Here is a 21,291-nt window from a genome sequence, read left to right as displayed (position 1 = left end):
AGAATTTGGTAAAAATTCGGTTTACACCGTCATTGTAAGTGACGGTTTTTATGCATGTAAATGGACGATCATTTTGAAATAACATAAAACGATTGTCCATATAGTTGAAATGAATGTCTATTTCATAATGTCATTCTTTGACTTATACTCGGCAGTGAGAGGAAATGATCGTCCACATTTTGATCGCGTTGAGGAGGAGAGGAGATGGACCACGACTTTTTTTCGCGATTTTATCCGCGTATTGTGGAAGTACTTTATCGGGATGAATCATTCTGGAAACAAGTCAATTATGATGTAAATAGGCTGCAGCTTAAAACGAAAACATTCAATATTCTTTTAGTAACAAATGGAAGCGGTTACTATTGGCTTGATGATCAGAAATATGAACTTCGCCGGGGAAACTTGTTTCATTTTAGCCCCGGAAGCGCATTGCGATTGCTCAGTTCCCGCGAAAATCCGCTGCAGTACTATTCAGTGAACTACGATTACCGGTTTATCAAATGGGAAGGAACTACGGTACATACATCTGAATCCATGATCGGCTTGTCCTTCCCCGCAATGTCGTTCATTCCGGAAATCAGCCTGTTACAGAGTAGCTTTGACTCGCTGCACAAACTATGGGATAAAAAAGACAGAGGGTATGAATGGCTGGCTCGGATAGGATTTCAACAACTGCTGATCGAAGTAGATCAGGCGCTACGGATGCTGGATAAGGCAGAAGATCATATTGGCCAAATTATTACGCAATCCGAACAGTACATCAAGGACAATTACAACAAATCATTGGATCGTGAAGAACTGGCGGCACGGGCTTCTTTATCCTTGAGCTACTACTCGATTATGTTCAAAAAATGGACTGGCTACAGTCCGCTAAAGTACATCCATAATGTTCGGATTGAACAAGCAAAACGCTTACTTCGATCCGGGAATATGAAGATATCGGAAGTTGCCCGCGAGGTCGGGTTTGAAGACCCCCTCTACTTCGCCAGGATTTTTACCAAAAAAAACGGATTGTCCCCCCGCGATTACAGAAAGGTGTAGCTGGGCAATAAGACAATCTGTGCAACGCATTTTGCAAGCGCTTCCCCCGAACCTTCATTTCCCATTCGTCAGGGTTAAAGCTCTCCCTTCCATCACGAGAAATGGATACCCGAACCGCCCCGATTGAGCATGGTTTGAATCAGACTCTAGGACCGGGATAGATGAATCTCATGGCGTTAGGAAAATATTTATTGAAGTAGCTGTGGTCGTGCACCCTTTGCATGTCGATCTCGAACTTGAGGCTGCTGCTCCCTCCAGGATTTTTTTCCTTCAATAATTCGTACGTTTTCTTATTATTCGGGACCATGTCTTTCTGCAGCGTGGCTCGGCCAACCCCCTCTTGCTCACCGACGTACATATACATGCGAATGTTGTCTTGTTCGAACGTGCGGCTCTCTACAAACTCCAAAAATTTTAAGGAAATCAACGCGCCCAAAGACCCGCCTGTGATTCCGGTTTGCTCAGGGTCTGCAATGTAAGAATTCCGATCACCCGCAGCAACCTGGCCCTAACCCACTTAGCACATATCGACATCGACCAGAACCGTCCCTTTGCAACGTTGCAACTCCTTGATGAGCTGCCTGATCGCTTGCTTCGTGCTTCGGTTTTCGAGAATCGACAGTACCAGTTCAATCCCGAACGGACTGCTGTCCGAATCGAAATCATTCTGGCTCGAGTGCCCACCGGCATGTCCGCCGTGCTTGTTGAGCCAATCCTTCATTTTGCGCCGGACTAAATTGGAAATCAGGATACCGCTCCCCATGCGCAATACGGCATAAGGGACCGGAATCGTAAAAGCGTGCTCTTTGCTCTTAACCTTCTCAATCATCATGATTGTTTTTGTTGTAAACGTTAGATTTGAACAACTGGTCAAAAGCTCGTGTTGTGTTACCATCGAATAACACAAATCCCGGATCATTTGTTCCTTTATTGCCTCGATGGGATAATCCGGATAAGACAGCGGCCGCACCTCGGCTTACTGGTACAGCAGCGGAGAGGCCTGTCCAACTCCCAACGTTACCGTTCCCCTCAGCTCCGTTCCTGTTTGAAGCTGACTGGCGGCTCCCCCCAATATTTGCTGAAAGCTTTTGAGAAGTTTCCGGCATCCTTGAAGCCGCAGAGGGCCGCGACATCATATACTTTGTGGCCATCTCTCAGAAGTTGCTTGGCCCGCATCATCCGCATCGAGATGACATAGTCGTAATAGTTGCGGCCGGTTTCCTTCTTGAACAGCCGGCTGATATGAACCGGATGCAACGCGAAACGTTCGGCCATCGCATTCAGCGACAAGTCCCGCTCCGGCTCCCGCAACGCGAGCTCGAGCAACTCGCGGATAACCGGATGTTTCGCCCCGGTATGGAGCGCATCCATTTGCCTGACAAGCCGGCTCACGAGCCGCTGAAGCAGCTCGTAGCCTTGTTCGGGCTTTTGCAGCTGCGCCAGTTCATAGGCTTCATCCTCCATGTGCTTAAACGCATCCGCGGAGGTCCATCCGTTTCGCTCCGCCTGCCGCACAATCAGATAACAGCCTTTCATTACGTGCAGCTGCCAAATGGCGTTAGCGGCGGACGGGGAATGTTTCATTTTCGCGCCCCACCATTCGGTCAAAGCCGCTTCCGCAACTCGCAGCTCGCCCGAGTCCAAAGCGGCGGCAAAAGCATTGTCCGCTTCAGGGTCATCTGAAATGGCGTCCCCCCCGCCACTCGCGGTATCGCTTATCCCCCGGCCAAGTACACTGGCCGCAGGCCCGCTGAACGGATCGACTGACGCCGCTGATCTTCGCTCGGCCCCGGTGCGAGCGGCAGCCGAGCGAACGCTTTTCGGTGGATGATCGATTTCGATGCACACGCCTGCTTCGCCGAACTCAGCTTCCGCCACATGTAACCTGACCGTCCCCGCCAAACGATCGTACCGCCAGCTGCGGAACGGATCGGCTTTATTCCGCGCTGTGCGGTCCGGACGGCGCTCCCCGCCCACCCGCACTGCTGCGGGCTTGGCGTTCGTGTGAACAATGAGCTCATAGCTCCGCTTGGCCTCCATGCCGGCGAATAATCCCTCGCGCTTTGCAATGCGCACCGTCGTCATCGCTTGATCCGACGCGCACTCCAAACGTGTTCGGACGGATGCCCCCTTCAAGTAGTCGAGCGTAGCGCCGTCGTCTTCATACAAGAGAAAGCTCCCGTGAGCTCCGGGGTATACTTCCAGCGTGAGCGTCTCAACCCGCCGCTCCCCGATATAATTCATCGGCGGCCACATCGGAACAATCGCCCCGGCGCGCACGAACAAGGGTCCGCCCGCTTCGGGAGGAACGCTTGCGTCGATCATGCACGGACCGCAGTAACGTTTCCCTGTCCAATAATCAAACCAGTCCCCTTCCGGCAAATAAACGCTCTCGGTATAAACGGCGACGAGCAAAAAATCGCCCAGCATGTACTGCCCGTCCAGCTCCCGGCAATGCCGGTCCCGCGGATACATAAGCGGCATGGCCCGCGTAATCGGCATCCCGGTGCGTACGGCAGCGTGAGCGGTCGAGTACAAATACGGGATCAGACGGTAGCGCAATCGCGCATAGTGCTGAAACAGCTCCTGCAATGGATGCTCCAGAAAGTCCGGATGCTGGAAATGATCCATACTGTTAATTCGCGACCACGCCAGCAAAAAATCGGCGTGGATGCCTTCGCGCGAAATGAGATGCATGTTCGTTGTCGTATGGACATGACCGGAAAGACCGTAATTAAGTATCGCCACGATCGCGTGCTTTGCGGTGTAAAACGTCCCTGTCGTACTGGCCGCAAACCGCTGCATCCCCAAATACCCTCTCTCTATGTGGATCGCCGGCCGCCTGTTCGTCTGCTTCAAGAAGCCGGCATACATTTGCTTGCAAAGCAAAACCGGGTAAAGATTATGCAGCTCGGCACTGCTCATGCCATTCCCCCAGATTCGCCCGGGATCGCCGTGCATCGGGTTATTCGGGTGCAGCACAAATGCCGATACGCCGTCATCGACAAACTTGCGCAAGTGCTCGTACCACGATTCCTCATGAGGAGGCTGCACGTCCTCTCCGTATCCGTCGTTGCGATCTTCCCATTCCGACCCCACATTCTCGCTGGCCAGCCGCTCTTCGAGCAATGTCAAATCGTAATCGCAGCCCAAAGCCAGGCTCAGCTTGAACCCTTGCTTGTGCAAGATGCCGATAAACGAAACTTGGCGCAGCAGATCGTTCGAACTTGTCGGGAATCGAACCGGATGCCACCGTTTCGTCGTCGAGAAGTCTTTTGCCCGCTCCATCCAATCGTCGTTTAGGCCGATCAAATCGCATGGAGTCCCGGCGCGGCGAAATTTGATCGCATCGTCCAGCACATCGCGGGCGCTGGACCCGATCCGCGAGCAAAAGTTCAGACCGTACATCCAGATTGGCAGCAGGGGCGGCTTTCCCGCAACGTTGGTGTAAGCGTCTAGCAGCTCCGCATAGTCGTTGCCTGCGAAAAGAAACAAGTCCAGCTCGCCGGTCGGCCCTTCGATCAGCAGCTCGTTTTCGTTCGAAGCTCCAATATCGAACAGATGACGCCATGTCGTATTCACCATAACAGCCCAACCGCTCGAGCTCATCAGGAACGGAATCGGGGCGCTTGCCCACAGTTGCTTCTCCGCTCGCATCTCGACACGCAGGCCGCGCCGCTGCAGCCGCTCCGGAGCGACGTTGCCCAGCCCGTACAGCGCCTCGTCGGCCCGCAGCAGGAAGCGTACGCCGAAGCCGGATGTTTCGCTCGACCAGGGAGCGGCGCACGTCGCCAACCGTTCGTCCCCATCCGTTCCGAGCAATTGAAGCTGCCCGTCCGCTCCGTCGATTCGCAGCATCGCCCGCTTGGTCCGCAGTTCCGCGACGGAGCCGGGAAACGGCGCGCAAACCTCTTCCTCCGCCCCGGAGACAGCGCTTACAATTCCATAACGCTGTAAAGCCGGCTCCGCGAAAAGCCCCGTCCCGTTCAACCGGATTCGGAAGGTGCCGGGCGCAGCCGTCTGAATGCGCATCCATCCCCCGTTCGCAAGCGGCAGCAAGAAATCTTTCCTCTCCTCCATCCCTACGCCTCCTCTATGGCCCCATTATAGCATCAGCGAAACGACAATGTTAAAAATTCACATGAAAAGTTGAGCCCAACTCGGTTTAAAATCAACATCGCCCCATTTGCAAATACCATGTACGGCTCATCCCGGCGTCCTCTATACTTGAATTGCCGACCGCCAGATATCGATTGCTGAAAAGGGGTTGGCGATAAGGAGGAAGATGAAGATGGCAAACTTGACGAGAAGAAATCTGTTGGCCGCTATCGGCGCGACGGGAGCGGCGACCCTGTTTTACAAGGCTTCCGTCGGCATGACAAGCGGAGCGGGGCAATCGGTTTTGCATGCGACCTACGGTGGCGGATTTGCAAGCAAGCTGTGCGTTTCGACAACTGTCAGCGAACTAAGGGCGGAAACGTCTCCGGAGGAAGGGGTTGCCTATTACGTCACTGACCCGGGAAAGGAAGGATTTTTCGTATATGACCCCTCCGACCTCTCGTCGCCCGACAATACCGGAACGGTTCTTGTCTCGACATCGGGCGCCCGCTTCAAACGGATCGTGGAGCAGTCGTTCGTAAACGTGAAATGGTTCGGGGCCGCGGGAGACGGCGTGACCGACGATACGGCGGCGATCAACGCGGCCGTAGGCGACGGCAACGTGACAGTGTACATTCCGGAAGGAACGTACATGATCCGGGCCGATGCCACCAGCGTCGGCCAATTGAACGCGGGCATTCAGGCGAAGGACAACACGACGATCGTGATCAGCCCTTCGGCCATTCTGAAAGCGTTGCCATCGACCACGCCGCGATATACGATCATCAACATTTTCGGCAAAACCAACGTCACCATCGAAGGCGGAGGCAAAATCCTCGGGGAGCGAAACGAGCATACGGGCACGACCGGACAATGGGGGTACGGCATTGCGATCGGCGGATCGGACCGCGTGCTGGTGCGCGACCTGTATATTGCGGATTGCTGGGGGGACGCTTCCGTGGTCGGCTATTACATGACACAGAGCAACGCTGCCCGCAATATTACGTTCCAGAACGTATACTGCGACAACAACCGACGGCAGGGAATCAGCGTCACCTGCGCCGAGAACGTTCGGATCGAGAGCTCCACGTTTGTCAATACGCACGGACATGACCCCCAGTTTGGCATTGATCTCGAACCGGACCCTGGCAGTTACGTTCGTTATGTAACCGTTACCAACTGCTTATTCGAAAACAATACCGGCGGCAGCTTTACGATGAACGGGACATTAGGGACGGTCGAATACGTCGAATTTATCGGAAATACGCTGAACGGCCCCGCCTCCCGTATTAACGGACTGCTGACGCAAAACGTCGCCTTGAAAGGCAACATCATGTCCGACTCGATCAATAGAGCCGTATGGATCAGCAAATCGACCTATTATTCAATAGAGGGGAACCTGATTCGAGATTGCAACGGAATCGGCATCTGGCTGGAAAATGCAAGCTCGATCAGCATCACGAACAACCACCTCTACAACATTGCAACCAACACCATTCGGCTTTCCGGGGCTTCCAACTATTGCCTGGTGGCCAACAACGTGATCGAAGAAAGCGGAAGCGCTGCGTCAAGCACGAGTGTGATGCTGGTAGACAGCGCAAGCTTCAATACCATCCAGGGCAACACGGTGCAAAACCGGTTCAAGCACGCCGGAGTGGCGAAGGGCGGAACGACCGCTTCGATTGTGCTGGACGATAATGCTTCCGCCACAAGCGGAGAGTACAACACGATGACGGTTTATTTGGTCGGCGGAACCGGCGCGGGTCAAAAAAGGAAAATTTCATCCTATGACGGAACGACGAAAACCGCCGTATGTACGCCGGCCTGGACCGTCGCCCCGGACGCTTCGTCCGAATTTGAAATTCGTTATGGCCCTATGGACGGTATACGCGTACACTCGCCGCAGTCCAAATACAACGTCATTCACAACAATCAGCTTCTGTTTGGCACAACGCTCTACGATTCAAACGGTATCGCAGATCTAGGAACGGGCACATCCGTGCTTGGAAACGTGTCGCTGGAATAGCACGATAGGATTGATCATCAATGAAAATCGGAGGAAACACCGTGTGGGATGCTCGAATAACGAGCATGGCGAAGTCGCCCACCGGGAATGGGACGGAAAAACCGCTGGACCCCGTCACGCTTCGCGTCCCACATGGATCCCTTTCTCCAGCGCAGTAATGGAAATCTCGGCATGATACCGGTTATGTGTAGTGACCTCCAGGATATCCAAGTTTTCATTTTCAAGCATCATGCGGTAATCCCCAAACACCTTTGGCGTATTGAATTGCTTGGCAGCCTTTCGGCAAAGTCTGTTAGAGGATCACAAAGTCAGCCATCATTCACATGTTGTTGCGATTTCTCCAGTCTATGGATCGCTTGTGAACATTCGTTCACGGGCACTGACTTTGTACCCGTCGATGTTAATACGGTAATGCCTATAAGTTCTTGTCCCAATACGGCTAAGGATATAAGTTCTTGTCCTGAGCCGTGGACAAGAACTTATATTCTTAAAACAAAAAGTCCGCGATTTACACGGAGTCCGAATAACGGCAATCGGTATAGATTCTTGACACAGAATTTTGTCAAGAATCTATACCGATAAAATGAAAAACCCGCGATGTACGCGGGAAGGAATCAGAACAAATTCTTGACAACCGACATACATGGTGTCATACACCATATATTGTTCTTTTCGCTTTTTAAAAAAATAAGATAAGATTATTTTTCAGCACAGCAAGTTTTGTTGGACACCATATAAAAAAAGCCTGCAGCAAGTTTGAAACCGCAGGCTTGGCTTTCTTATTTGCCAGCTAGACCCTCATAAGTTGAATGACGTTTTACTTCGAAGTCTTGAAATGCGCTTGTGATTTTAAGTGTTGTCTTCAACGTACTTAGATATGCAAAATCAGTTCCAAAATCCTTTGAAAAATTAGTGGCGGTCTCCTCTCCGGGATGAAATAAAGCAGGGTATACAGAGTCTATCCCACAGCCATCCTCCACTTCAACCACGTCTCCTAATTGGATAAACGTATATTTATGTCGTAATTAGAGGTGTTCAGAGGGCTCAAGCTGAATAAAATTCAAATGTTTCATTCGGTTTATGACAGATAATACTTCATTAATTCTTGGTAATTCAAGCCATCTTTCGAAACCAGGAAAAAAGGAAGAAAATACAATATCCACTCCTTCTCTCTCCATATCTTCGAGAGCTTTTTTGATCTTTTCATGAAGAAGGATGAGGCGATCCTGATTGCTTATAGCGATTTTTCGAATTAAAAAGGCAATAGCTGCAAGCTGGGCGTGTGATGTGATATTGTAAAGCCCTCTGATATCAATTTGTTCATCGCCTATCATCATGTACCCCATGGTTGAAACCATCAGCTTTTCTGTACCACTGCCTTGTGGATAGCTTGAAAAGTGATCGGTGGTTATTTTTCTTTCTATCTCCCATTTTGTAAGCGGGATACGATCGCGTGGTTTGTCGTGTGCACATAAATTTTTTGCTTCCTGGGTTACGTTTTTTGGCACAAAATTGTCCATCAGGATGATTTGATCGGCAACGGATAAAAATTCACCGCTACCTCCAATAACAAGAACGGAAGATACGCCAACAGCCTCATAAAGCTCCCTGACACGTTCCGTAAAAGGTGTAATGGGTTCATGCTTGATTAATGAACGCATTTTGATGTCTTGAATCATAAAATTCGTCGCACTTCTGTCTTCATCAATAAGAAGCAGCTTACACCCGACGTTGATTGCCTCCATAATATTTGCGGCTTGAGATGTGGAACCTGAGGCGTAGTCAGTCGAAAACTGTTCAGCCGAACTATTGGGTATCCATTTTATGAAAGGCGTAATATTGATATTTTTTATGGAACGGCCTTCCTCTGCAGATATTTCCATTGCACTTTGATCTGTAATCACAAATTCTCGTCCGTCGCCTATGCTGTGATTGTAAATCCCCGAATTTAGTGCATCCAGCAATGTGCTTTTACCCGAATAACCACCGCCGGTGATGACCGTCACACCATGTTTTATTCCCATTCCTCGCAAACCACATATTTCAACTTCAACATCTTCCGGGGATGTAAAAGGCAAAGCACCCTCCAGTGGCCCGCTGTTGTCTTTATTTCTCGGCAAAATGCTGCCATTCGCAATAAACGCACAATAATTACTGGATTTCAGCCATTCGCGAATCCTATTTTGTTTTTTTACCAATTCATAGGCAGCATTTAATTTGATGAGATCAAAGTTGGCAATTAACTTCTCCACTTCTTTTGGAAGCATTTTGCAGAGCATGCGCATAGCTTTATCATTATTCCTGAACGGAAGTTGAACTGTAATCATTAAGCATAGATACCATTTTTCCGAGATGACTTCGACAAAGGATGCATTACGTTGCAACACCACATTGGTTGGACGAAAACAATAAAAAGCACCATTTTCTTTATCAGGACGTGACCGGTTATAAATCAATTCATTTAATGCCTCAATATGATCGACCCATTCTCTTAATGCAAAATCTGAGAGAACAACTTGATCCCTATTTTCATCTAAGCCGAGACGGTCAAAAGGTATTTTTATGGTGATACATGGTTTATCCAATGTGAGTTTATGTGTCCGTTCAATGTAATAGGCAACATCATTATTCCAATAGGTTGGGTCAGGTTCATAAATCATACTGTAAGATGACTGTCCGGATTGTAATGAGCGAAAATATTGAGCGAGTCTTTTAATAAAGCATCATCCTTTCATATTTGGAAAGCGGTGAATAACGGGAAACGATGCCGAAGTTGAAACGTTATCTCAAGAAGGAGGCCCCTTATCCTTTGGAACAAGGTAACGACGAAACGGATCGACCCCTAATCTCCAGGTGTGAGCCTGCTCAAACTGTTTGAAATTTTCCGCAAAAAATGAATTCCATCCTAAGTAACTCAAGTTCAATACATATTCCCCCAAACGATTAAATCCTAACCAATTTCAAAATAAGACCACTATTGTTGCCTTGACCAACCCTTTTGTCCAAAAAAATAACAGCCACTAAGTAAGTGGCTGTCATAGACCGGCAAGAAAGCTTAAACGTTCCTTCTGCCTAAATATAAAAGCCCTGAGAGTGAATCCTACCCTCAGAGCCTAGTGTCTTCGTAAAAAAATAACTAAAAAGCAACATGAGGATAAGAGTTATATGTTTTTGTTTTCATTGTCCTCACCTCGTTACGATTTATTTTTGCAGCAACACAATCATAACATTAAGATCATCCACAATATAGGGAAAGATTAATTATAATTTACTCAAACCCTGAACTATAATAGGTAAAAGATGCCCCCATAGAATGAAAACACAGGACACGTTAAATAAACACGCCTGTAACTTTTATCGATCCCAATAACGTCAATCTCACGTGTTTGATCTAATGCCATGACAATCATTGGTAGCGGTATACGTTGCTCTCTAACGTCTGCAATTGCTTTACGAAAGGCTTCACGTTGTTTGCGCTGGCTGCTGCCTGCGGCTTAGAGAGTCCCCGTGAATTAAGGCGAGAACATGTGGTGTTTACGAACGAAAACGGACAAAGCTTCCGAATCGTGGAATTGTTTCCTTATCCGGTTTCGATTTAAGTCCCTAATTTGGGTCTGTGCGGCAACAACGAGCGCCGTTTTGTCGGATGACAAGATCGGCGCATGTTGCCCTTATTTTACCGTCTATCGCGGGAGGGATTCATAGGAGAGGCTAACTCTCTTTTTGTACGGCACTAGCTATAAGCGAGGCATAGAACTCGGCACCCTCCCGTTTAAGATGAACGCCGTCGTCGTAAAAGTACGATTTCTTTCCTTCGCTTGAAGTGTACCAGTCTACAAGGGTTACATTATGAAAATCTTTGGCTGCTTCCTTTAGCGCCGAATTAACCGTATCCTGCCATTTTCTCGGAACCCGAGTATTAACCAGAACGATTTGCCGCGCATCGCCGAGTGAGGAAAGCAATTCTCGCAATTGTTTGGTATTGAATGAACCGTTAGTTCCCAGCTCAATGATAACCCGACTGCCAAGTTTGCCGTTTGTCTTGAGATTGTCGACTACTTCTTGCGCCTGAAACATTTGCCTGCCTACTTTACCGTCGATCACAATGCCTGGCAAGTATTTTTCCAAATAGGGTGCGGCGTCCAGAATAACCGAATCTCCTATAGCCGTAATACCAAGATTTGCTTCTTTCTCGCTATTGGGCTGATCATTGGGCGAAGCTATTGGCTCAGGCGTTTCGGGCGGCTCCGGTTGCACAGCTGTGCCGGAATGCTCTTCCATATTGTGAATAACGGCGTCCGGGATCGGTTCGACCATGACCGGCGAATCCGCATTGCTCTTGCAGGATGAGGACAACAAGACGATAGGTAGAATTGCAACGACTAAATGGTGGAACTTTAATCGCGGTTTTTTACTTATTTTCCTCCATAGGTTTCCAAACAATCCATGGCGTATAGGTTCCTCGATATATTTCCATGACAGTGCGGCCAACAGGATACTAATTCCTAGTTGAATCAATATGAGGAAACTTCCCCAAGCATCGTTCTCAACAGAATGGCCGGTAAGTACGATAACAGGATAATGCCAAATATACAGGCTATAGGAGCGCACGCCGATCCAACGCAAAGGTTTACATGCCATTAGCCTCGCCAAGCGGCTAGCCGGATGAGCGAGAACGGCTATTACGATCGCTGAGATGATCGACAAGAACACGAATCCGCCGTAATAAAGAAAACTACCAAACTCGTTCGTTCGCCCTATCATCAATATGATGATGATAAGCCCGCCCCCTCCTGCCAGATCAAACAGATTTCGAAACTTACGAGAGATGCCTCCGTTCATTCTCTGACTCGGACAAACAATGGCAAGAGCGGCTCCGATCAACAAAGCAAAAACCCTGGTATCGGTGCCGTAGTAGACCCGACTTGGATCCATTCCGGGTTCATAAATCAGCCCCATGGCTAACGCCGAAACAGCTGCGCCTGCAAGAAGGAGCAAAACGATTTTGCCCCTTTGCGGTACAATGCGAAATAAGAGGATAAGGATTACTGGCCATATGACGTAAAATTGTTCCTCAATAGCCAATGACCAGAGATGCCCGTTTGGAGAAGGCGGACCAAAGCTTTCAAAGTAAGAGACGTCGTGAAAAATGAGCCACCAGTTGTGGAAATACAGGGCAACGGAAATAATGTCGCCTTGCAATGCTTGTAATCGCGAACTGTCGAACAATGCGAGCCATAAGGCTACAAACGCCAGCATGGCGAACATGGCTGGAAGCAGCCGACGCGCCCGTCTTATCCAAAAATCTCTAAGGTCGATCCTCCTATTTTGCTTCCACTGCGTAACGATCTGGTCCGTAATTAAATACCCGGACAGAACGAAGAAAATCCCGACCCCCAAAAGCCCTCCCGAAGCCCATTTGAAGTTGAAATGATAGGCGATGACCGCCAAAACGGAAAGTGCCCGCAATCCGTCCAAACCCGGCATGTAACGTCTATCGCCGGATAAGCATTTATGCGCAAGCCTCCCTCTATTGTCAGTAATCGATGATGGGTTCATGTTGCCTTTCATAGCATTCAGTCCCTCGCCTTTATTTGTTTTACACAAGCAAGACGCGCGACTTATTCAAATAGTTTGCCCCTTCAAAAATTTCCGGACGTCCAAACTTTTTTTCAAGCTTATACGTCTTAACGATATACACAAAGCATGGATATGCGGGCGCATCAAAGAGGAGTCGCTGCTCAATGACGATCAATAAACAATTCAAAAGCTTACTCGTACATTGCATAACCGAACATAAAGAAAACGTGTATCGACTAGCGTACAGCTATGTAAAAAATTCCGAAGACGCTCTCGATATCGTTCAAGATTCCATACAAAAAGCGTTTTCTTCGTCGGGAAAACTAAAAAGTGCCGAATCCATGAAGAGCTGGTTTTATAAAATCGTGGTGAATACGTCTCTGGATTTCTTGCGTAAACATAAGAAAATTCAAGTTGTAGATGAAAATACGCTGGAATCGTATCAACCGGGAAACGTTGACGTATACCAGGACATAGATTTGGAGAGAGCATTGGATGAGCTGCCGACCATCTATCGTACCGTCATCGTGCTCAGATATTTTGAAGATTTAAAAATAGAAGAAATAGCAAACGTGTTATCGGAAAACATGAACACGGTAAAAACGCGCTTATATCAAGCGCTGCGAATGCTGCGCGTTAAAATGGTCGATGAATCGCTCAAGGAGGAAACCTAAGATGGACGAAAAACTGAAACAATTGAAAAGACAGTATATGGATGTGCCTATTCCCCAAGAATTAACTTTCATCGTAGACCAAGCAATAAAGCAAAGAAAGAAACGAAAAATGAACGTGAAGTGGCTTGCCGGAATTTGTGCAGCCGCGATTATGTTCGTTACCGGGGTTAATGCGAGCCCGACTTTTGCGAATGCCTTATCGGAGGTGCCCTTTCTCGGAAACCTCGTTAAAGTAATTACATTTAGAGAATATAAAATCGACGATGAGTCCTTTAAGGCTGATTTTAAAATACCTGCCGTAAGAAATATGGAGAATAAGGCTTTAGAGAATGCGTTAAATGACAAATACATCGAAGAAAACAAAAAGTTGTACAATGACTTTATCGCGGAGATGGAAAGTATGAAGAAAAACGGCGGAGGTCATGCGGGAGTAGATAGCGGCTACGAGGTAAAAACCGATAACGATCGCGTCCTGTCCCTTGGCAGATATGTTGTAAACACGGTCGGCTCTTCCTCGACAACGTTTAAGTATGATACGATCGACAAGAAAAACCAAGTATTGCTCACATTGCCCAGTTTATTCAAAGATGACCGTTATATAGGCATCATTAGCGGGAATATTAGGGAACAGATGAAAAAACAGATGATGGACGATCCGGATAAAGCGTATTGGGTTGCCGGCGTACCTAATGGAGTTAACGAGTATTTTGAAACCATTTCAAAAGATCAGAACTTCTATATTAGCAATGACGGTAAGCTGGTCATTTCCTTTAATAAATACGAGGTCGCTCCAGGATACATGGGCATTGTCGAGTTTGTGATTCCCACAGAAGTGCTATCCGATGAATTGATCGGCAATGAGTATATGAAATGACGTGCAACAACCCCAAAATTGGAAATGGAAACAGCGCAGCGACAGCCACGGACAATACTATCAAAGTCCTGGACTGTCGCCGTTTTCATTCAACCAACGTACCCGATAGCAGAAGGAGTTTTCCCACAGCCTTGATTTCAAGTTAGTACAAAGTGGGAATGGGAGGACAAGAAACAGTGCTGATAAATCTCGGATCGATTACGTAATAAAGCCAAAACACCCCATTCCAGCGGTATCCCGCAATCTCAAAATACTCAACCGAAGTCGGGTAATACCAGAAACTTTCCCCGTTCCATAACCTTACATAAGTGTAATTATACAAGCAGTTAACAAGATAAGATCCAGTTGGAGTAAGAGGGATAAGCGGAGGGTGAGTAGGCAACGCTTGAGCGCCGGGCAGCGGCAATAATGCCATGGATTTCACTCCTTGTGATTGCCAAATAGAATCGGTGATTGAATACCGATTAACGCATTACTAACCACCATTTCCCGTTACACTATGCATAAGCCTAGTCAAAGGTGCAGTGTCGGCTCTCACAATTTTGGCGGTAATAAGGGTCGATCGGCAAACTCAGCGCTCTAAATTTCAGCACCGAGCGCGTGTCAACCCCGTACGTGCCGTCACTTGCAAGCCCCATCGTTTTCATGAGGCTTGCCTTCTTTTACCGCTTTTACGTTCACTCATATAAGTCTAGAAGCTCGAGCAAAGAATGGACTGAAAGTGCGCTCTTTGGATCCGACCTCAGCCCGATTAAACTACTTTTTACATTCCCATCAAGCGTACGTGTATCTCCTGCTTGTCGCCGCTCAAAAAGTCTAGTACGGTCGTTCGGCGCCTTTCTACTTTAAACATCTTGCCATTCCCCCCAGGTTCGCCCGTTATCATCGGAGAATCGCTCGAATGCTGCATTGCTCCAATCAGCAATGATCTCGGCTACGCTAAGACGACTAACGGCTTCATTTCTTAAAGAAAGGTCACCGCTCCACGAATAGGATAATCATGTTGGGTGCTATAAAGGTAGAAGCCATCAGCCCAATGTCCTCCGCTACCATCAGCAGGGACCCCATATGTCTTCAGAAACATCGCCAGAAACTCCGCTTCTGAAACTGAAATGTTCGGCTTGAATGTTCCGTCCGGATATCCGTATGATAGGTGTCGGTGGTGCTTATTAAAATTTAGTACTGCATAGTTGTTCCAGTCAAGCTTACAAGCGCCTCGGGCGTTTGAACGTCTCGGGTGGGGAGCCCCAATACTTCGCAAACACTCTCGAAAAGTGGCTCGGATCCTGAAAGCCGCTTTCGGCGGCCGCTTCGTACACTTTCATGCCGGATTCCAGAAGCGATCGCGCTCGGTTCATCCGCTGCATCAAAATGTAACTGGAGAACGGTTGCCCGACATGCCGTTTGAACAGGCGGCTCAAATAAAACGGATGCACATTGGTTCGTTGCGCGACCTGCTGTAAAGAAAGCTTTTGCTTCAGTTCGGCCTCCACGATCGCCAGTGCCTGCCGGATCACGGGGTGTATGTCGGAGCCGGCCGGAGGACGTGCAAAGTCCATCATCCGCCGGGCAAGGCAACTGAGCAAAGCGAGTCCCTGAGCCGGTGTCCGGATTCGATGCATCGTGTAAACGGGTTCCAAATCTTTGCCCCATACCTCCGAAGCCGTCCAACCACGGCGCTTCACATGGCTGATGAACAAGGAGCAGCCGTGGAGCAGGCGCAGCCGCCAATCGTCTCCCTCATGATTCCACCAGTTCACCAGCAGAATCCCGATCGCTTCTCTGTCCATTGTCTCCAATCCCAGAATCAATTCCTCGTCGGAAACCGACCTCGATGCGGTAGCTGTCGCTTCACCCCCTTCTGGCATACTCCGCTCTTTGCAGGGACTCGCAAGCGGATCGCCCAGGCTCAGCATCACCCGTACTCCCGTCCGCACATCCTCTGTTACCTGCAGTTGAACGCATCGGGTTTGTCGGATGTATTGCCATCCGGTTCGCGACTTCGCCTTGTCCCCCGTCTTTTTTTCCGGCATCGGCATCCCGTTCAGTTCGATGCCGGCAGGTCTGCCGCCGGTGAATACGGACAGCTCGTAGCTCCTCTTGTCCGGCATTCCTGCATACGCTCCGGTTCGAGGCCCGATTTGCACCGCGATCTGTCCGGCGTTAGACTCGCAGGAAACTTCTGTAATGGCCATATGGCCTTGCTCATGGGCCAGCGTAATCCCGTCATCCTCATATATCGTAAACCGACTGCGCTCTCCCGGATAAATATGCAGCGTCATGCGTTTAATCTCCGTTTGCCCCACGTATTCGATTTCCGGCCACAACGGTAGAATCGAGCCTTCGCGTAAAAATAAAGGGCCTCCCGCCTCATCAGGGATTGTGCAAGAAACCGTTTGTCCGCCATTATACGTTTCGCCCGTCCAGTAGTTGATCCAACGGCCTACAGGCAAGTAAACGCGATCCGTAAAAACGGCTACCAGCAAAAACGGTCCCAGCATGTACTGCTGCCGTAGCTCCCCGCAATGCGGGTCGTCCGGAAACATGAGCGGCATCGCTCTGGCAATAGGCATTCCCGTACGAGCGGCAACGTGTGCCGTTGAATACACGTATGGCAGCAGCCGGTACCTCAATCTGGCGTACTTGCGGAACATGTCCCGAAGAGGTTTTTCCAGAACGCACGGATTCCGGAAGTAGCTGCCGCTATTGATAAACGACCAGGGCTGCAAAAAACCGGCATGGATGCTTTCGCGCATATCCACGTTAATATGGGAAGCGGTGTGCGCATGACCAGACAAGCCCATGCTCAGCGCCTGAACAACCGCCACGACGCCGCTGTTGTATCTGCCCGATTCCAAAGCGGTAAACTGCTGAATGCCGGTATACCCCGAAACACAATGGATAAACGGTCTTTTCCCCGTTTGCTCCGCATATCCGTCATAAGTTTGCTTGACCAGCAGCACCGGATACAAATTGCACAGCTCGCGATCTTTCATGCCATTCGCCCACTTCCGGTCCAGTTCCGTTTCCATGCCCATCTGACTGTAGGAGGAATAACGAAAGGACGCGACCCCCTCTCCGGCGAACGGGCGCAAGTGAGCATACCATGGATCCGACGCGTTTTCAGTCCCGCTTCCGGCTGCTTGGCGCACAGAAAATTCGGCATGGGCTGTCAGATCATAGTTGATGCAGTGCATGAGCAGACCGAGCTTGAAGCCGTGCCGCTGCAACATGTCCATAAACGTGAACGAACGGTCCTGGCCGTTGGTCGGCGCGGAAAAACGCGTCGAATGCCATCGCATATCCGTCGCTTCCCCGTTGCCCGTATCGTTCCAGCCGCTGCCTAAACCGATGAGATCGCACGGAATGCCTTCCTGTCGAAACTTCAGTACGTCATCCAGCACTTCCCGATCATGGGTCGTCATGTCGCGTATGTAGGCCAAACCGTACGCCCAGATCGGCAGCAGCCTTGGCTTGCCGGCAATATCCGCGTATCGCTCCAACAACTCCCGGTAATCGTCTCCGCCGAATACGTAAAGATCAAGCTCCCCTTCTTCAGCAGTGATCCTCATCTCGCCGGGATTCGTTTGGCCAAGATCGAAGGCGTGCGGCCATGTCGTATTGATCAATAAGCCCCAACCGCCGCTGCTCATCACGAAAGGAATCGGTACCGGGCTTCCGTCCGGCGTGGCCGAAAGGACAGCTCGGCTGCCGCGCAGTTGAAGTCGATCGGGCACAGCATTCCCCAAGCCGTAGAGCCGCTCCTCCTCCGTCAAGGCAAAGCGGATATCAAAGCCCCCCTCCGCGCCGATCTTCAAGTCCGATATCATAAGCGGCAAGCGTTCCTTGCCCGAACCTCGAAACGTTATCGGTCCGTCGGCATGTCCGATGTGCAGGCTAGTCTGTTCGGTACGCATGGTGAACGAGCACTCCGTTTCTTCCGTCTCCACTGCGACGGTCCGGCCCGTCTTACGCAATATACCGTATCGATGAAGCGTCGATTCGGCAAAATCCCCGCCAACCTTTCCCCGGATGCGAAACGTATGGGGCGCGACCGCGAAGGCCGCCAGCTTTCCACGGTTTGACCAATCCATTTGCAGGCCGTGTCCGTCATCGGCCGCCGGACCGTCGCCATCGTATCTCCGCATGTCCCGTTCACTCTCCTTTTCTGATCCGATCATTTTGCTGGCAAACGGATGGACAGGTTATGAACATCCATGATAACAGAGGAGTTGATTATCGATCGTCAAACAATGGTTATCGTACGCACCTACACACCCCTCTTCATTCTTGCTAATCTGAGGATGCACATTCAAATCAAATGAAATCAAGGGGGCGTACAAGTTGAAGAAAATAGCGGTTGCCGGCGCGGGAGCGCGTGCTCATGTTCTCGTGAAGCCGTTGGCCACGCAATTTCGCGAAGAGGTCGAACTGGTAGGCGTCTATGACCAGAATCCATCCAGAGCACGCCTGCTCGCGGAAGAATGCGGACATGTACCGGTTTACGCCAGCTTCGACAGCATGCTGCAGGAAAGCGGAACTGAGCTTGTTTTGATCACGACGATGGACAGTACGCATGATGCCTTCATTATCCGGGCATTGGAAGCCGGACTCGACGTCATTACCGAGAAACCGATGACTACAGATGCCGTGAAATGCCAGGCTATTCTGGATGCCGAGAAACGGACCGGTCGCAACATCAAGGTCGCTTTCAATTGCCGCTATATGCCCTACATGATGCGGGTAAAAGAGCTGCTGGACGCCGGTACGATCGGAGACATCCTCAGCGTGGACTACAACTGGTATTTGGACTCGAACCATGGAGCACAATATTTCCGGAGATGGCATCGCCATATGAGCAACAGCGGCGGGCTGCTCGTCCATAAGTCGACACATCATTTCGATCTGGCCAACTGGTGGCTGCGCGATGAGCCCGTTGAAGTAAGCGCCTTCGGCGAACGGCGCTTTTTCGGCCCGACGCGCGAGGAACGCGGCTTCCGTTGCTTGAATTGCAGCTTTGCAAGCACATGCGAGTTTTATTTCGATATTAAGCAACATCCGTTCAACAACGACTATTTTCATAAATGCGAGACGGACGACGGCTATATTCGCGATCGCTGCGTGTTCGGCGACGATATCGATATTTACGATACGATGTCTGTCCATGTCCGATACCGGAAAGGTACGGTCTTGAACTATTCCCTGGTTGCGCATAGCCCGTATAAACATTGGACCGCCACCTTCAATGGCACCAAGGGCAGAATCGAGGCCGGCGAATATTATACCGGCGACAGAGCCGACGAACCGACGCAGCAGATTCGCCTTTTCAATCGAAAAGGGGAAAAAATCGTGCATGAAGCCCGAAAAGCAACGGGTTCTCACGGCGGGAGCGACGACCGGATCCGCAAAATGTTCGTTCAGAACGAGCCGACCGATTCGTTGGAGCAGCGGGCCGGCTCCTGGGAAGGCGCCCTATCCATGCTGATCGGAGCGGCGGCGAATATTTCGATCCAGGAACAACGGAAAGTAACGATCCAAGAGCTGTTGAATCCGAATGCAATCACAAACCATCGGTGATGAAGGAGAGGAAATCCGTGAAACCCATTCCGACCATTTCAAGCAAAGCCCGGCGTGCCGTCAACTGCTCGACTGCCATCGCAACCTTGCTGCTGGTACTGGCGTCCGGCTGTGCTCCAGCTTCGAAGGAACCCAATCGCGAGGCGGGCGGTACCGCCCCTCAAGACGGCCAGCATGAACAAGCCAAGCTTGTATTTTACTCCAATAACGGCAACTCCGAAGAAAGCTTCGATCAATCGTTCGGCAACGCCTTGCGAAAAAAATTTCCGAACTACACGATCGAATACATCCGGGCCGCAACAGGTACGCAGTTGCAGGATTTACTGGCCTCGGGCACGAAATTCGACATTTTCTTCAACACTATCGGCAACTTCGAACGTTATATGATCGAAAGCGGCATGGAATATGATATGCGCGAGCTGATCAAGAAGCATAACGTCCCCTTGTCCGATCTGGATCCGGTTTATGTGGAATACATGAATGGTGCCGCCGGCGGTCCGATCTACGGATTCCCGATTCAAAACAACGTAATGACCTTGTACTACAACAAGACGCTGTTTCAGAAATTCGGCGTCCCCTTTCCGCAAAACGGAATGACCTGGGATGAAGCGATCGAATTGGGGAAAAAACTGACCCGGCAGGAAGCCGGCACCTCCTATGTCGGTTTGACCGTAAATCCGGCCAACACCGCCAACCAGAACCAGTTTTCGCTGCCGAGCGTCGATCCATTGACAATGAAGCCGACGATTAATACGAACCCGCTTTGGAAACCGTTGTTCGAAACGTTGTTTGTCCGTCCGTTCGAAAATGAAATCGCCCGAGCGGAAACGATCCGACTGAAAAAAATACCCGATCATTACACCTTCGTACGGGACCAAACGTTAGCCATGTACGGCTATTCGTCGGGGTTGATCTCCGCCTTGGGCGAGGAAATGAAACAGCTCGATTGGGACATCGCGGCGCTGCCTACTTTTCGCGAAAAACCGGGTGTGGGCGCGCAGCCTTATCCGTTCCAGATGGGCATCACTTCATTTAGTGCGAACAAGGATGCCGCGATGACGGCCTTGAAATTCCTGCTTTCCGAAGAGTATCAGAAAGAAATATCCGAAAAGGGACAAATGCCGGTATTGAAGCTGGAAACCGTAAAGCAAGCGTTCGGCAACAAATCCACCTTCAGCAATAAAAATTATTCGGCCTTATTTTACAACAAGATGGCTTCGATTGCATTTAAAACTCCGCCTTATGGCGCCGCTATCGACAGGTTTCATACAACTAGCGCCTTACAGCTGGCACAAGGACAAGCCGACATCAACTCCCTGTTCCGCCAAGCGGAGGAAGAGGCCACGAAGGAAATTAACGCGCTAAGGCAAAACGCGAAATAATCGGCAGGGACGGTAAAGCCTCTAATCCACTTTGAAAGC

11 protein-coding genes and 1 pseudogene are annotated in these 21,291 nt (G+C 49.8%); 6 read left to right on the top strand and 6 right to left on the bottom strand.

The window, feature by feature from the left end; all coding sequences use genetic code 11:
- Window positions 1-204 precede the first annotated feature (204 nt).
- On the top strand, window positions 205-1,041 hold the full coding sequence (locus FE784_RS18010) for an AraC family transcriptional regulator (RefSeq protein ID WP_139603618.1): 837 nt from the start codon (window positions 205-207) through the stop codon (window positions 1,039-1,041).
- Between the two features lie 517 nt (window positions 1,042-1,558).
- Here the strand turns inward: FE784_RS18010 and FE784_RS18005 are convergent.
- Both FE784_RS18005 and FE784_RS18000 read right to left on the bottom strand, forming a co-directional pair.
- The gene (locus FE784_RS18005; RefSeq protein ID WP_139603617.1) at window positions 1,559-1,936 is read right to left on the bottom strand and encodes a hypothetical protein; all 378 of its coding nucleotides are present in this window, start codon (window positions 1,934-1,936) and stop codon (window positions 1,559-1,561) included.
- A gap of 134 nt (window positions 1,937-2,070) precedes the next feature.
- Window positions 2,071-5,121 (bottom strand): TIM-barrel domain-containing protein, encoded by a 3,051-nt coding sequence (locus FE784_RS18000; RefSeq protein ID WP_139603616.1) that lies wholly within the window; start codon window positions 5,119-5,121, stop codon window positions 2,071-2,073.
- 211 nt (window positions 5,122-5,332) lie between these two features.
- Here FE784_RS18000 and FE784_RS17995 point away from each other — a divergent pair, with 211 nt between their 5' ends.
- Window positions 5,333-7,165 carry a right-handed parallel beta-helix repeat-containing protein gene (locus FE784_RS17995; RefSeq protein WP_176706329.1) on the top strand — a complete coding sequence of 611 codons (1,833 nt, stop codon included), beginning with the start codon at window positions 5,333-5,335 and terminating at the stop codon, window positions 7,163-7,165.
- A gap of 114 nt (window positions 7,166-7,279) precedes the next feature.
- Here FE784_RS17995 and FE784_RS17990 read toward each other — a convergent pair.
- The 3 genes and pseudogenes from FE784_RS17990 to FE784_RS17980 all read right to left on the bottom strand — a co-directional run.
- Window positions 7,280-7,435 (bottom strand): annotated as a pseudogene (locus tag FE784_RS17990) (Gfo/Idh/MocA family oxidoreductase); the annotation flags it as partial.
- Between the two features lie 755 nt (window positions 7,436-8,190).
- The gene (locus FE784_RS17985; protein WP_139603613.1) at window positions 8,191-9,825 is read right to left on the bottom strand and encodes a P-loop domain-containing protein; all 1,635 of its coding nucleotides are present in this window, start codon (window positions 9,823-9,825) and stop codon (window positions 8,191-8,193) included.
- Window positions 9,826-10,876: 1,051 nt separating this feature from the next.
- Window positions 10,877-12,736 carry an acyltransferase family protein gene (locus tag FE784_RS17980; RefSeq protein ID WP_139603612.1) on the bottom strand — a complete coding sequence of 620 codons (1,860 nt, stop codon included), beginning with the start codon at window positions 12,734-12,736 and terminating at the stop codon, window positions 10,877-10,879.
- Between the two features lie 173 nt (window positions 12,737-12,909).
- Here FE784_RS17980 and FE784_RS17975 point away from each other — a divergent pair, with 173 nt between their 5' ends.
- Entirely contained in the window at window positions 12,910-13,419 is a 510-nt protein-coding gene (locus FE784_RS17975) for an RNA polymerase sigma factor SigV (RefSeq protein WP_139603611.1), read from the top strand.
- 1 nt (window position 13,420) lies between these two features.
- A complete protein-coding gene (rsiV, locus tag FE784_RS17970; protein WP_139603610.1) occupies window positions 13,421-14,293 on the top strand; it encodes an anti-sigma-V factor RsiV in 873 nt (290 codons plus the stop codon).
- A 1,205-nt stretch (window positions 14,294-15,498) separates the two neighbouring features.
- Here rsiV and FE784_RS17960 read toward each other — a convergent pair.
- On the bottom strand, window positions 15,499-18,441 hold the full coding sequence (locus tag FE784_RS17960) for a TIM-barrel domain-containing protein (RefSeq protein WP_176706328.1): 2,943 nt from the start codon (window positions 18,439-18,441) through the stop codon (window positions 15,499-15,501).
- Window positions 18,442-18,637: 196 nt separating this feature from the next.
- Here FE784_RS17960 and FE784_RS17955 point away from each other — a divergent pair, with 196 nt between their 5' ends.
- Together FE784_RS17955 and FE784_RS17950 are read left to right on the top strand one after the other, a co-directional pair.
- On the top strand, window positions 18,638-19,870 hold the full coding sequence (locus tag FE784_RS17955; RefSeq protein ID WP_139603607.1) for a Gfo/Idh/MocA family protein: 1,233 nt from the start codon (window positions 18,638-18,640) through the stop codon (window positions 19,868-19,870).
- 17 nt (window positions 19,871-19,887) lie between these two features.
- Complete coding sequence (locus FE784_RS17950; protein ID WP_176706327.1) at window positions 19,888-21,252, top strand: ABC transporter substrate-binding protein; 1,365 nt, start codon at window positions 19,888-19,890, stop codon at window positions 21,250-21,252.
- The last annotated feature ends 39 nt before the right edge of the window (window positions 21,253-21,291 follow it).

The organism is Paenibacillus hemerocallicola (assembly GCF_006265175.1).
GTDB lineage: Bacteria > Bacillota > Bacilli > Paenibacillales > NBRC-103111 > Paenibacillus_AB > Paenibacillus_AB hemerocallicola.
The sequence above is the reverse complement of the archived record's forward strand: the minus strand, read 5'-3'. Positions and strand labels throughout refer to the sequence as shown.